This is a genomic window from Streptomyces xanthophaeus, assembly GCF_030440515.1.
GTDB lineage: Bacteria > Actinomycetota > Actinomycetes > Streptomycetales > Streptomycetaceae > Streptomyces > Streptomyces kutzneri.
The window spans coordinates 5,301,749-5,314,305 of the sequence record NZ_CP076543.1; the positions used below are offsets into that span (position 1 = coordinate 5,301,749).

At 74.3% G+C, this 12,557-nt stretch carries 10 protein-coding genes and 1 tRNA gene; 5 read left to right on the forward strand and 6 right to left on the reverse strand.

The window, feature by feature from the left end; all coding sequences use genetic code 11:
* Positions 1 to 44 precede the first annotated feature (44 nt).
* Both KO717_RS23565 and KO717_RS23570 read right to left on the reverse strand, forming a co-directional pair.
* Positions 45 to 1,748 (reverse strand): serine/threonine-protein kinase, encoded by a 1,704-nt coding sequence (locus KO717_RS23565; protein ID WP_301371033.1) that lies wholly within the window; start codon positions 1,746 to 1,748, stop codon positions 45 to 47.
* Positions 1,749 to 1,872: 124 nt separating this feature from the next.
* On the reverse strand, positions 1,873 to 2,355 hold the full coding sequence (locus KO717_RS23570; RefSeq protein ID WP_367401539.1) for a GNAT family N-acetyltransferase: 483 nt from the start codon (positions 2,353 to 2,355) through the stop codon (positions 1,873 to 1,875).
* Between the two features lie 84 nt (positions 2,356 to 2,439).
* Here KO717_RS23570 and KO717_RS23575 point away from each other — a divergent pair, with 84 nt between their 5' ends.
* The gene (locus KO717_RS23575) at positions 2,440 to 3,210 is read left to right on the forward strand and encodes an alpha/beta fold hydrolase (protein WP_301371035.1); all 771 of its coding nucleotides are present in this window, start codon (positions 2,440 to 2,442) and stop codon (positions 3,208 to 3,210) included.
* Between the two features lie 76 nt (positions 3,211 to 3,286).
* Here the strand turns inward: KO717_RS23575 and KO717_RS23580 are convergent, their stop codons facing one another.
* Positions 3,287 to 3,811 (reverse strand): hypothetical protein, encoded by a 525-nt coding sequence (locus KO717_RS23580; protein WP_301371037.1) that lies wholly within the window; start codon positions 3,809 to 3,811, stop codon positions 3,287 to 3,289.
* A gap of 190 nt (positions 3,812 to 4,001) precedes the next feature.
* On the opposite strand from KO717_RS23580, the gene KO717_RS23585 reads away from it, so the two are divergent.
* On the forward strand, positions 4,002 to 4,478 hold the full coding sequence (locus KO717_RS23585; protein ID WP_301371039.1) for a phospholipase: 477 nt from the start codon (positions 4,002 to 4,004) through the stop codon (positions 4,476 to 4,478).
* A gap of 200 nt (positions 4,479 to 4,678) precedes the next feature.
* On the opposite strand, the gene KO717_RS23590 is transcribed toward KO717_RS23585, so the two are convergent.
* Both KO717_RS23590 and KO717_RS23595 read right to left on the reverse strand, forming a co-directional pair.
* Entirely contained in the window at positions 4,679 to 5,800 is a 1,122-nt protein-coding gene (locus KO717_RS23590) for a sulfite oxidase (protein ID WP_301371041.1), read from the reverse strand.
* Positions 5,801 to 5,870: 70 nt separating this feature from the next.
* Positions 5,871 to 7,154, reverse strand: a complete 1,284-nt coding sequence (locus KO717_RS23595) for a phosphoribosyltransferase family protein (RefSeq protein WP_301371042.1) — start codon at positions 7,152 to 7,154, stop codon at positions 5,871 to 5,873.
* Positions 7,155 to 7,841: 687 nt separating this feature from the next.
* On the opposite strand from KO717_RS23595, the gene KO717_RS23600 reads away from it, so the two are divergent.
* Entirely contained in the window at positions 7,842 to 8,489 is a 648-nt protein-coding gene (locus KO717_RS23600) for a TetR/AcrR family transcriptional regulator (RefSeq protein ID WP_301371044.1), read from the forward strand.
* 91 nt (positions 8,490 to 8,580) lie between these two features.
* On the opposite strand, the gene KO717_RS23605 is transcribed toward KO717_RS23600, so the two are convergent.
* Positions 8,581 to 8,653: transfer RNA gene (locus KO717_RS23605), tRNA-Arg, on the reverse strand.
* Between the two features lie 323 nt (positions 8,654 to 8,976).
* Here KO717_RS23605 and KO717_RS23610 point away from each other — a divergent pair.
* Together KO717_RS23610 and KO717_RS23615 are read left to right on the forward strand one after the other, a co-directional pair.
* Positions 8,977 to 10,602: a dynamin family protein gene (locus KO717_RS23610; RefSeq protein WP_301371045.1), complete on the forward strand. Its 1,626-nt coding sequence runs from the start codon at positions 8,977 to 8,979 to the stop codon at positions 10,600 to 10,602.
* A 4-nt stretch (positions 10,603 to 10,606) separates the two neighbouring features.
* Positions 10,607 to 12,460: a GTPase gene (locus KO717_RS23615; protein WP_301371047.1), complete on the forward strand. Its 1,854-nt coding sequence runs from the start codon at positions 10,607 to 10,609 to the stop codon at positions 12,458 to 12,460.
* Positions 12,461 to 12,557: the final 97 nt, after the last annotated feature.

A 12,557-nucleotide genomic window follows, 5' to 3' on the forward strand; every position in this document is an offset into this window, starting at 1 on the left:
GCCCGGCCCGACGGCCGGCTGTGCCCGAGCGGCCGACCGCTCCGTCAGGCCGCGCGCCAGACCGTCATGTCCGCCCTCAGGGAGCCCGGCAGTTCCCGCATCCACGGAGTCGACTTGAGCGTGAGTACGAGCAGCGCGATGTCCCCCGACTGGTGCTTGACGCAGAGCTCGCTGCCGGCCGCCGCCTGGGACAATGACTGGCTTCTCGTGGACCTGGTTCCGAGGGCGGTCCGGCAGGAGTCGAGGGAGCCGTGCGGTTCGCCCGACAAGAGGCTGATCACACTGGTATCGCTCTCCAGCCTGCAGCCCGTCTCCTCGCAGTCGAGGCGGAGGTCCCCGGCGCGATTGGCACGCTGGACCGGTTCCTTGATGCCGACCGAGTTCTCCTCGTTCAGGGTCAACCCGGGGTAGGGGATGGCCCTCGGGGGTGCGCTCGCGGACGGGCTCGGACTCGGACTCGGGTTCTGGCTCGGGTTCTGGCTCGGCTTCGAAGCGGATCCGGCGGCTCCCCGGGCCGGGTCGCCGCTCGCCGAGCGGGCCCCACCCGCCGGTGTTCCCCCGGGCGTCGGGGACTTCGCCCGGTCGCGCAGACCGTCCGCCGCCCGGTCGGCGGCCACCCAGAGCCCGCCCAGCAGTACGGCGACCACCGTCACCGACGCGGCGGTGAGCAGCGCGGTGCGCCGCCGGCGCTTGCGCCGCTGCTCCGGCCCTTCCGGAGCCGCTGGCTCCGGAAGCTGCGGAGGCTGCCACACCTGGCGCATCGTGTGCGGAGAGCCGGGGACCGGGGCGGCCGACGGGGTGGGTGCCGGTACCAGCTCAGGGGTCGGCGCGGGCACCGGCTCGGGCAGGGGCTCCGGGACCGTCGGCTCCGGTCCGGTCACCTCGCGCCAGAGCGCCGGGCCGCCGTCCGCGTCGGCGTCCTCGCCCAGTTGCGTCCGGCACCAGGCCACGATCTCCGCGGGGGTGGCCCGCTCCCGCGGATCGGTGGCCAGGCACCGGGCGATCAGCGGGCGCAGCTCCTGCGGCAGCCGGGACAGGTCGGGCTCGGAGTGCACGATCCGGTACAGCACGGTCGCGGAGGGGCCGGTGCCGTACAGCGGCTCGCCCAGCGCGGCGAACGCAGCCGTCTGGCCCAGCGCGAAGACGTCGGCGGCCGCGGTGACCTCACCCGCCGACGCCTGCTCGGGGGACATGTACTGGGGCGTGCCGATGGTGGCGCCCGTGGCGGTATGGGCGGTGGTGTCGGACGCCAGCGAGATGCCGAAGTCGATGACACGGGGCCCGTCGGCGGCCAGCAGCACGTTCGACGGCTTCAGGTCGCGGTGCACGATGCCCGCGCCGTGGATGGCCTGCAGGGCCTCGGCCACACCCGCCGTCAGCCACAGCACGGCGGGCAGGGGCAGCGGGCCGCGGCGGGCCACGGCCTGCGACAGCGAGGGCCCGGGTACGTAGAGGGTGGCCAGCCAGGGCGGCGTCGCGTCCGCGTCGGCGTCGATCAGTTCGGCGGTGTACGCGCCCCGGACCCGCCGGGCGGCCTCCACCTCACGGCGGAACCGCCGTCGGAACGCCGGATCCTCGGCCAGTTCCGGGCGCACGACCTTGATCGCCACCGGCCGCCCGCCCTGGGTGTGCGACAGGTAGACGCGGCCCATGCCGCCCGCGCCGAGCCGGGCCGCGATGCGGTATCCGGCCACGGTGGACGGATCGTCCGCCCGCAGCGGCTCGAACACCTCGGTCGCGCTGTTCATGCGCCTCCCCCCGATCCCCTGGTCGACCGATGGGCCGACCAGCGAACACCCTAAGCGCCGGGCAGGGGCCGGAGGTTGCCGGGGAGGCGGCACGCGGAGCGCCGGGCGGGGCGGGGCGTCCCGGCTACGGGGCGAGGGGCCAGCCGCGCATCGAGAAGACACCTTCGTCACGGGCACCGGCGGCGTCGTAGGTGGCCAGAGCGGCCTCGTTGTCGGTGTCGACCCCCACCCACATGCCGTAGCAGCCGCGGGCCTTCGCCTCCTCGGCGAGCGCCAGGGTCAGGTCGCGGCCGATGCCGCGACGGCGGTACCCCTCGTCCACGGAGAGCTCGTACAGGCACATCTCGGTGCCCTTGTCGGGGTGGCTCATCTCGATGCCGGAGACCATCCCGGCGGGCACGCCGTCGACGTAGGCGATGAGCATCACGTGTCCCTGGGCGGCGAGGAAGCGCTCGGACCACTCCGTGCGGGCAGGCCCGTCGAAGAGGGACTCGGCGGCTGTGAGCTCGGCGGGGGTGAGGGCCCGGCGGATGTCCATGGCGGCCACGATAGTGCGCACATGACGGATGGTCAGCCGATGTCCGGCACGGCGTGGCGGCCGCCGCACACCCCCGCCCCGGGGCAGCACCCAGGCCGTCTAGCCTGTTCCGGCTGTCGAAGAGTGCTGTCGTACCACTTGAGGGGGAACATCGTGAGGAACGCCGTGGTCACGCCCGAGGGCGACCGGATCCGCTGGGTCGAGCTGGCGGGGGAGGAGCCGGCCCGGGTGTACGTGCACGGGCTCGGATCCACCTCGCCCGCCTACTTCGCGGCGAGCGCCACCCATCCGCTGCTGGCGGGGCGGCGTTCACTGCTCGTCGATCTGCTGGGCCACGGGCACAGCGACCGGCCCGAAGGGTTCGGCTACACGCTCGAAGCGCATGCCGACGCGCTGGCGGCCGCCCTCACCGAGGCCGGTGTCGAGGGCGCCGAGTTGATCGCGCACAGCATGGGCGGGGCCGTGGCCATCGTGCTCGCGGACCGGCACCCCCACCTGGTGTCCCGGCTGGTGCTCGTCGACGCCAACCTCGATCCGCAGCCGCCCGGTCCCGTCATGCCGGGCAGCAGCGGGATCGCCTCCTACACCGAGGAGGAGTTCCTGGCCGGGGGCTGGGCCGAAGTACGGGACAGGGTCGGCACGCACTGGTGGTCCACGATGCGGCTGGCCGGCCGAACCGCCCTGTACCGCACGGCCGTCCACCTGGCCGCCGGCACCACGCCCACCATGCGTGAGCTGCTGCTGGAGTCGAAGATCCCGCGCACCTACCTGCTGCCCGAGGCCGACGGCCCGCTCCCGGGCGCCGAAGCCCTCCAGGCCTCGGGCGTGGCCGTGGTGTCCGTCCCCGACTGCGGGCACAACATCATGCTCGACAACCCGGACGGCTTCGCCCGGGCCACCGCGGAGGCACTGGCCCGCGACTGAGCGGTCCTGGCCCTGCCCGGCCCGCCCGGCCCGCCCGGCCCGCCCGGCCCGCCTGGCCCGCAGGGCGTGCCAAGGGTCAGCCCTGGGTCCGGGGGGCGGAGACGGCGCCGTCCCGGAGCCCCGCGGAGCCCGGGGACGGGGTGCCGTCCGTCCAGGCGTAGACCCGCTTGCCGCGCACCACGACCTGGTACTGGTGGGCACCCCGGCACTCGGACCGCACACCGTCCCGCAGGCTGCCAGGCCACCATTTGGCGTGCAGATCCGGGGCGGCACCCACCGGCTTCGGCGTGCCGGCGCCGCACTGGGGGCCGTCCAGCGGGGTCGCGCCGAGGGTGAACCGGATCAGCCGGGCCTCGCCGCTCGTGCGCACCCGTATGCGGACGTCGGTGGCGTCCTTGGGTATCCAGGACGGCAGGGCGAACGGCGCCTTCTCCCGCGTGGGGGCGTCGGCGGCGCTCGCGAAGCGCTTGCCCTTCTCCTTGTACACCTTGCTGTCGATCGTGTCGGTCACGGGGTTGGGCGGCAGATTGGGCAGCGCGAAGGCGGCGGTGGCGAGGACTCCCACGGTGGCTGCGGCGACGACGAGCGGGCGGCGGTTCATGCCTTCCAGTCTCGGCGGGCGGGCTCCGCCGCGCGTCCCTCCTCAGGACGAACCTGAAATGCGCCGCAGGTCCCATACGGGCTCATACCTGGGAGGGGGCCGGGTCCGGTTCCGCCGACGCGCAGTAACCGCGCGGTGCCCGCGGGAGTTGGCCGGAGGTGACCCGTCCGCCCCGGCACCGAGGAACCCCATGCGCCGTCGCCGCCTCGTCCCCGCTCTCGTCCCTGCTCTCGCCACCGCCACCGCCACCGCGGTGCTCGCCCTCGCCCCGGCGGCCTGGGCGACGCCGCAGGTCCCGGCCGACAAACCGCAGGTGCTGAGCCGCTGGACGCAGACCAGCGCCGCCAGCTACCACGAATGGGCCGAGGCCCGCGAGCACCGCGCGGCCTGGGCGGCGTACGGCTTCGACTGGTCGACGGACCACTGCACCTCGTCCCCCGACAACCCCTTCGGCTTCCCCTTCGCGGACGCCTGCGCGCGCCACGACTTCGGGTACCGCAACCACCGCGCGGCAGGGCTGTTTCCGGCCGCCAAGACCCGGCTGGACCTGGCGTTCCACGCGGACCTGAAGCGGGTCTGCGCGCAGTACTCGGGCTCCCGCAGGAGCTCCTGCGACGGCACCGCGTGGACCTACTACCAAGCGGTGCGACTCCTCGGAATTTCCTAGGGATCACAGGGCCCACACACGCCCCCTCCTCTCGTTCACACGTTCTCCGTCTCCGCCTCACCCATCCGTGTGTCGAACTGCCCTACGTCCCGTGGATCGTCATGCCCGCGGCCATGGGTGGATGGCAACCAGCGCACCGCCGACTACGTCGAAGGCCGCTTCGGCTGACGGCGCCCCGCGGTCCGCCGTCGTCCCCCCTGTCAGCAGCACAGGACCGGGACGTGCTGGACCAGGTTGTTGCCGAAACCGCCCCGGTTCCAGGGCTGTTCGAGGGGCTGCGTACCGCCCTCGGCGTCCGTGGCGCGGACGGTGAGCGAGTGGCGGCCCGGCGCCGCCGCCCAGACACAGGACCAGGCCTGCCACGCCCACCGGTGCGGCCCCGGCGGCGCGACCTCGGCCCGGGTCCAGGAGCGGCCCCCGTCGGCGCTCACCTCCACCCGTTCGACGGCCCCGTGGCCGGACCAGGCCCGCCCCTCCAGGCGTACGGGGCCGGGACGCACGACACGGGTGCGGGACATGAAGTCGGGGAAACCGGGCGGGACCATCAAGGCGCGCGGTGCGATCCGGGTGACCGGCTCGCCGGGGTCGTCCGGATCGTCGGCGGCCCGCCGGTAGCGGTAGGCCACGGCTTGCTGGAATCCGGTGAACGGTGCGTCGACGAGGGTGATCTCGCGCAGCCACTTGACGTGCGCCATGCCGTACCAGCCGGGTACGACCAGCCGCAGCGGACACCCGTGCTGCGGAGGCAGCGGCAGCCCGTTCATGGCGTAGGCGATCAGCACCTCGGGGTCGTCGCCGGTGGCGGCGGCCACCGGCAGGCTGCGCCGGTAGTCCTGCTCGACACCGCGTTCGACCCCGTGGTCGGCGCCGGTGAACACGGCCTCGACGGCGTCCGGCCGCACCCCGGCCCCGTCGAGCACCAGACGCAGCGGTACGCCCGTCCAGTCGGCGGTGCCCACCGCCTCGACCAGCCACGGCTGGCTGACCGGCCGGGGCGTCAGGCGGGCCCGGCCGTTGCCCGCGCACTCCATGGTGACGCGGTGGGTGACCGAGGGGAACGCGCGCAGGGCGTCGAGGTCCAGGGTCAGCGGGGTACGGACCCGGCCGCCGACGGTGAGGGACCATCCGGCCGGGTCGGCGGCGGGTATGTCGTAGTGGACCAGGACGTAGTGCAGTCCGGGCGGTGTGACCTCGTAGCGCAGGGCCTCCAGCGGAAGCCCGTGGTTGCGGGCCGCGAGCGCCAGCTCGTCCGGCCCGATGCCCTCACCGGGCGACGCGATGCGGCCCGGGGTGCTGACATCCTGCACCGACGCCTGCTCCATCCCCTCATGGTCGCGCGGGCCGCCGCTGTCGCGCCACCGCGCCACCGCGCGCCCGGACGACCGACCCGGTCTACGACGGCACCAGGTGGCGGGTGAACCAGTCGCGGGCCAGGCCGGCCACCTCGTCCAGGGCCCCCGGCTCCTCGAAGAGGTGGGTGGCCCCCGGGACGATCTCCAGCCGGTTCTCGCAGCGCAGCTCACGCTGGGCCCGGCGATTGAGGTCGAGCACCGTCGAGTCCCGGCCGCCCACGATCAGCAGCGTGGGAGCCCGTACGGCGGCCAGCCGCGCACCGGCCAGGTCCGGCCGGCCACCGCGGGACACCACGGCGCCGATCTCCGCGCCCGCCTCCCCGGCCGCCCACAGCGCAGCCGACGCCCCGGTGCTCGCCCCGAACCAGCCCGTCGGGAGGGACTCGCGGCGGCGCAGCCAGGCGGTGGCGTCCGCGAGCCGCCCGGCCAGGGTCTCTATGTCGAAGACGTTGGCCCGGTCGGCCTCCTCGTCGGGCGTGAGCAGGTCGAGGAGGAGCGTGGCCAGGCCCGCCCGGTTGAGGTCCGCGGCCACCGACCGGTTGCGCGGGCTGTGGCGGCTGCTGCCGGAACCGTGCGCGAACACCACGACCGCCCCGGCGCCCTCCGGCAGGGCGAGGTCCCCGGTCAGGACGAGGCCACCGGCGTCCACCTCGACCTCGGCGGCCCGGACGGGCGGGCGGCCGACGGGGTCGGCCGCCGCCCGCGCCAGCAGGAAGACGACCTCCTCGTCGGAGGTCTGGGTGAAGTCCTGGTACCACTCGCCGACGGCACGGAAGGCGTGCGGTGTGGCCAGGCACACCACCTCGTCGGCCGCCGAGCCCAACCGGGCGACCGCGTCCGGCGGGGCCACCGGAACGGCCAGCACCACGCGCGCCGCGCCCTGCGCCCGTACGACCTCGCACGCGGCGGCGGCCGTGGCCCCGGTCGCGATCCCGTCGTCCACGACGATCACGGTCCGGCCCTCCAGGGGCACCCGCGGCCGGTCCCCGCGGAACCTCGTGGCCCGCCGGGTGAGCTCCGCCTCCTCGGCGTGCTCGACCGCCTCGATGTCCTGCGGACCCAGGCGGCTGCCGCGGACGATGTCCTCGCTGATGACGCGTACGCCGCCCTCGCCGATGGCGCCGAAGCCCAGCTCACGGTGGTGGGGGACGCCGAGCTTGCGCACCACGATCACATCGAGCGGGGCGCCGAGCGCGCGGGCCACCCGGTAGGCGACCGGGACTCCGCCGCGGGGCAGGCCCAGTACGACGGGATCTTCCCCCTTCAGGTGCCGGAGTGCCTCGGCGAGCTTCTCGCCGGCCTCCGCGCGATGGGTGAACAGCACGATGGCTCACCCCCAACCCAGGGGAGACGGAAACCACGTACCCACTCCTTCGACGCAACCGCATCCCCGGCCTTCCCGCAAGTCGGTCGGGGTACGGAGGCCGGGACGTGGTCGGGACGTGCGCCGGGATGCGGCCGGGACGCGGCCGGGACGCGGCCGAAGAGCCGGCCCGCCAGGTCGATGCCCACGACCGTGCCCCCGTCGTCCCGGCCGAACAGGCCGCGCTGCCCCGTCAGCCCGCCCTCCGTGACGATGTACTCGTCGCCGGCGATGTCCAGGTTCATGGCGTCGATGGCGTAGCGGCCCGCGACCGCGGTGTCCGGCGAACTCGTGGCGGAGCGGGGCGAGATGGATGCGCGGCGGCTCGGGCTAGGGGTCGCGGAGCGCGCGTCCGCAGATCGGCCGGTCGCCCGAACCGGTGCGCGTCGGCGTCCACGTCCATGTCCACGTCCTCGGCGCGGAGCGGCAGCTGGTGGCCCGCTGCGGCCTCGAACGGGCCGAACGGAGCGACGTGCCGCCGGGGTCCCTCCGGCCGAGGTGGGGCGCCCAGCCCACCCCCGTGGGACTTGGCGCGTTTGAACTGTACAGGTCGGTTCATATGAACTCAACTGATCAGTTCAGGGGCTGCTAGGCTGGCGCCCGACCGGTGGGGGACGGGTCGAGAATGCGAAGGCGGGCGGAGCGGTGATGGAAGAGACCCCGCGGGTACCGACGGGCGACCGGGCCGCCCGCAAGCGGCTGGCGATCGTCAGGGCCGCGCGAACGGCCTTCGTGCGGGACGGCTTCAAGGTCGGCATGGACACCATCGCCGCGGAGGCCGGAGTCTCCAAGGTGACCGTCTACAACCACTTCGGGAACAAGGACGCGCTCTTCCTGGCCGTCATCGGGGACGCCCTCGAAGAGGCCCTGGGTGCGGCCGTCGAAGGCACCGCCGCCCGCCTGGAGGACATCGACGACCTCCGCACCGCGCTGGTGTGGACCGCCGAGGCCTGGGTGAAGGGCATGATCCGGCCCGACGTGATGGCGCTGCGCCACCTGGTGGTCAACGAGACCGTCCGCTTCCCCGAACTGGGCCTGGCCTGGAAGCGGAGCGGCCCCGACCGGGTCCGTCCGGCCCTGCTCGACACCTTCGAGCGGCTCATCGCGGAGGGCCGCCTCGACATGCCGGACGTCGAGGTCGCCATCATCCAGTTCTACTCACTGGTGCTCTACCCGCACCTGATCCACAGCGCCTACGGCGTGGGCCTGCCCCAGGAGACCACCACAGCCTTGAGCGAGACCGGGGTGGACATGTTCCTGACGTACTACAAGTACCGCCCGGCGCGGGACATCTAGGGCGAGTTGCCGTGCTCCGGGGCGGGTCCGGCGGAGCCGACGCGCACGAAAGCCCTCCCCGGAGGGAGGGCTTGAGGTGGGACGTGAGGAGTGCCCCCGGCAGGACTCGAACCTGCGGCCAAGTGCTTAGAAGGCACCTGCTCTATCCACTGAGCTACGGGGGCCGGAAGGCGGCCTTGGTGGGCCTGGAGCCCCCGGTGGGGGTGGGGCTGAGGTCCGTGCCGGGTCAAGGATAGGGCTCCGGTCGCCTTGTCCCGGTTGCTTCACCCGCGAGCCACGATGTGGAGGTTCGGTGAAGCGGTCCCGATAATCGCAGGCAGGTGCGATTCTCGCATCGCTTTTGCGCCGCGGCGCCCCTGGTGTTGTGCACTCGTTATGCCTGCGCCCCACTCGTCCGTCGTGCCCAGAATGTCCCACTGGAGTCGCGGTCGGCGCGCAGAGGACGTATAAGCTTCAAAAATGGTCCCAAATTGGGCATTCTTCGCATGTGGTGACCTTGGATGTTCGGCCTCAGCTGCTCGATGCCCTGTCCGCCCTGCGCGACCGGGTCGCGTCCGTGCGTCTGCCGCTGCCCCTGCCCGGCGCTCCGCGCGCCCGCCAGACCAGAGCCGAGCTGCTCGCGCAGCTCGACGACTACCTCGTCCCCCGGCTGAAGGCGCCCGAGGCGCCGATGCTCGCCGTCGTCGGCGGGTCCACCGGGGCCGGTAAGTCCACCCTCGTCAACTCCCTCGTCGGCCGACAGGTCAGCGAAGCCGGGGTGCTGCGCCCGACCACGCGCACACCGGTGCTCGTCTGCCATCCGGATGACCACCACTGGTTCGCCGGCATGCGCGTACTGCCCGACCTGATGCGGGTCTGGGTGCCGCACGGCGAGGAGGAGGTGCCCCCCGCCGCCAGACCCCGGGCCCGCGACCGCGGACCGGCCGACACCCACGCGACCCGCGAGATGCGGATCGAGACCGTTTCCAGCCTGCCGCGCGGGCTCGCCATCCTCGACGCCCCCGACATCGACTCCCTGGTGGTCGAGAACCGGACGCTGGCCGCCCAACTCATCTGCGCCGCCGACGTCTGGGTGATGGTCACCACCGCCTCGCGGTACGCCGACGCCGTCCCCTGGCACCTGCTGCGCACCGCCAAGCAGTACAGGGCCACCCTCATCACCGTCCTCGACCGGGTTCCGCACCAGGTGCTCGCCGAGGTCTCGCGGCAGTACGGGGCCCTGCTCACCAAGGCCGGGCTGGGCGACGTACCGCGGTTCACCGTCCCGGAGCTGCCCGAATCCACCGGCGGGGGCGGGCTGCTGCCGGCCAGTGCCGTCGCCCCGCTGTTCGCCTGGCTCGCCCACCACGCGCAGGACCCGGCCGCCCGGCAGTACGCCGTCGGGCGCACCGCGCTCGGCGCGCTGGACTCCCTCAAGCGCCGGATGCCGGAGCTCGCCTCCGCCGTCGCCGCCCAGCACGCCGCCGCGGTACGGCTGACCTCGGCCGTCGAGGACGCGTACAAACGGGAGGGCAAGCGGGTCCGGGGCCGCCTCGACCACGGCGCCGTACTGGCCGGGGACGCGCTGACCCGGTGGCGCGGCTACCCGCTCGACACGAGCGCCGACGAACTGCTCGACTCGCTCGCCGAATCACTCGCCGCGCTCCTCCAGTGCGCCGTCGCCGCCGCCGACGAGCGCATCGCCGAGGCCTGGCGGCGCGAGCCGGCCGCCGGCGCGGTCTCGCTGCCCGCGCCCGACCGGGAGGCGGGAGAGCGCATCGGCATGGCCGTACGCCGCTGGCGGCGGGTCCTGGAGGAACTCGCCGAGGAGGAGGTGGCCAAGAGCGACCGGCAGCCCGCACCCGACCCCGACGGCGTGGCCGCCCTGCTCGTCGCCGCCCTCCTCGGCGGCAAACGGGCCCGGCCCGCAGGGGAGAAGCTCGCCGAACGGATCGGCGCGCAGGCCGCCCTGCGGCTGCGCGACCGGGGCGGGGAACTGGTCGGCGACCACCTCGACCAGGTGCTGCGTGCCGAACGCGACCGCCGGCTCGCCCCGCTGGAGGCGCTCGAAGTGACCCCGGAACCACAGGCCGAGCTGATTGCCGCGCTGTCCGTACTGCAGAAGGAGAGGTGACGCGGTGACCGCCCTGACCGACCGCACCGACGACCGCTGGGACGACGGACTCATCGCGCGCTCGCGCCCCCGGGCCGTGGACGGGAACGAGGACGGGGAGGGGGACGACGGGTACGAGGGCGACGAGGGCGACGAGGCCCTTGTACGGGCCGTCTCCGGCGCGGGCAGTGACGGCGGCAAGTCGACCGCGCCCCCGCTCAGTCCCGAGGGGCAGGCCCTGCGGCTGCGCCTCGACGCGCTGCGCCAGCTGGTCGGCCTGTCCCGGACCAGGCTCGACGGAAAGACCCTCGCCGAGGCCGGGCGGGTGCTGGACGAGGCGGCCGCGCGCCGTGGGCTGTCGCCGCAGCACACGGTCGTCGCGATCGCCGGAGCCACCGGAAGTGGCAAGTCCACTCTCTTCAATTCACTCGCCGGTGTGCAGATCTCCGAGATGGGGCTGCGCCGCCCGACCACCGCCGCGCCCATCGCGTGCAGCTGGTCGGACGGAGCCGCCGGACTGCTGGACCGGCTGGAGATCCCGGGGCGGCTGCGGCGCCGGCCCCGCGAGACCTCGGAGGCGGAGGCGCTGCGCGGGATGGTCCTCGTCGACCTGCCCGACCTGGACTCGGCGGTCGGCGCGCACCGGGACCACGTGGACCGGGTGCTGGCGCTGGTCGACGCCGTGGTGTGGGTGGTGGATCCGGAGAAGTACGCGGACGCCGTGCTGCACGAGCGCTACCTGCGGCCGCTCGCCGGGCACGCGGAGGTGACCTTCGTCGTCCTGAACCAGGTGGACCGGCTGCCCGGGGAGGCCGCCGACCTCGTACTGGACGACCTGCGCCGGCTCCTCGACGACGACGGCATCGCCCTCGGCGAGCACGGTGAGCCCGGCGCCACCGTCCTCGGGCTGTCCGCGCTCACCGGTGAGGGCGTCGGGGAACTGCGCGAGCTCCTCGGACAGTTCACCCAGGAGAAGGGCGCGGCCACCCGGCGCATCTCCGCCGACGTCGACCGCGCGGCCGTGCGTCTGCGACCGCTGTACGTGGCCGACGGGCACCCCGGGCCGGAGATCGGGGAGGCGGCGCGCGCCGAGTTCGAGGACCGGCTCGCCGAGGCGGTCGGGGCCTACGCGGCCGGGCTCGCCGCCGAGCGCGCGTGGCGGCGCAATGCCGGGAAGGCGTGCGGGACGCCGTGGCTGCGGCTGTGGCGCTGGTACGAGGGCCGCCGGGCACCCCGCACCCTGGCGGGTCTGGCCGCCCTCGCGGCGATCGGCGGGCGCGGCCCGGCGGTCCCCGAGGCCCCGGTCGAGGAGGAGGTGACCGCGCGTCAGCGGGTGGAGCAGGCGGTACGGGCGGTCGCCGACGAGGCGGTGTCCGGACTGCCCGACCCGTGGGCGCAGGCGGTCCGTGAGACCGCGGTGCGCGGCGCGGAGCGGCTGCCGGAGGCGCTGGACGAGATCGCGGTGACCCTCGGGGCGGCGGTCGCGGTGCCGAGCGTCAAACCGCCGCGGCCCAGGTGGTGGCCGGCGGCGGTGCTCGCCCAGGCGGCCATGACCCTGCTGCAGATCTACGGCGGGCTGTGGCTGGTCGGGCAGATCGTCGGGGTGCTGGAGCCGAGGCTGCTGCCGCCGGTGCTGCTGATGGTGGCGGGCATCATCGGCGGCCCGCTCGTGGAATGGTCCTGCTCGATCGCGGCCCGGGGGCCGGCGCGCAGGTACGGGCAGGACGCCGAGCGCAGACTGCGGCAGGCGGCGGCCGGGTGCGGCCGGGCCCGGGTGCTGGAGCCGGTGGCGGCGGAGCTGCTGCGCTACCGGGAGGTGCGGGAGCAGTACGCCACGGTGGCCGCAGGGGGGAGCCGGTTGTCCACAACCCGGCAGTAATCCACAGGCCGGAGCGGGGACCGGCGGCCTGCCCCAGCATGGTTCGTACCCGTACGGCTGGTCCGTACGGCTGGTCCGTACAGATCCGTACGGACCG

Excerpts from the sequence above, each read along its gene's own strand:
- KO717_RS23565 (WP_301371033.1), bottom strand. The coding sequence starts at position 1,748 with ATGAACAGCGCGACCGAGGTGTTCGAGCCGCTGCGGGCGGACGATCCG.
- KO717_RS23580 (WP_301371037.1), bottom strand. The coding sequence starts at position 3,811 with ATGAACCGCCGCCCGCTCGTCGTCGCCGCAGCCACCGTGGGAGTCCTC.
- KO717_RS23585 (WP_301371039.1), top strand. The coding sequence starts at position 4,002 with ATGCGCCGTCGCCGCCTCGTCCCCGCTCTCGTCCCTGCTCTCGCCACC.
- KO717_RS23590 (WP_301371041.1), bottom strand. The coding sequence starts at position 5,800 with ATGGAGCAGGCGTCGGTGCAGGATGTCAGCACCCCGGGCCGCATCGCG.
- KO717_RS23600 (WP_301371044.1), top strand. The coding sequence starts at position 7,842 with ATGGAAGAGACCCCGCGGGTACCGACGGGCGACCGGGCCGCCCGCAAG.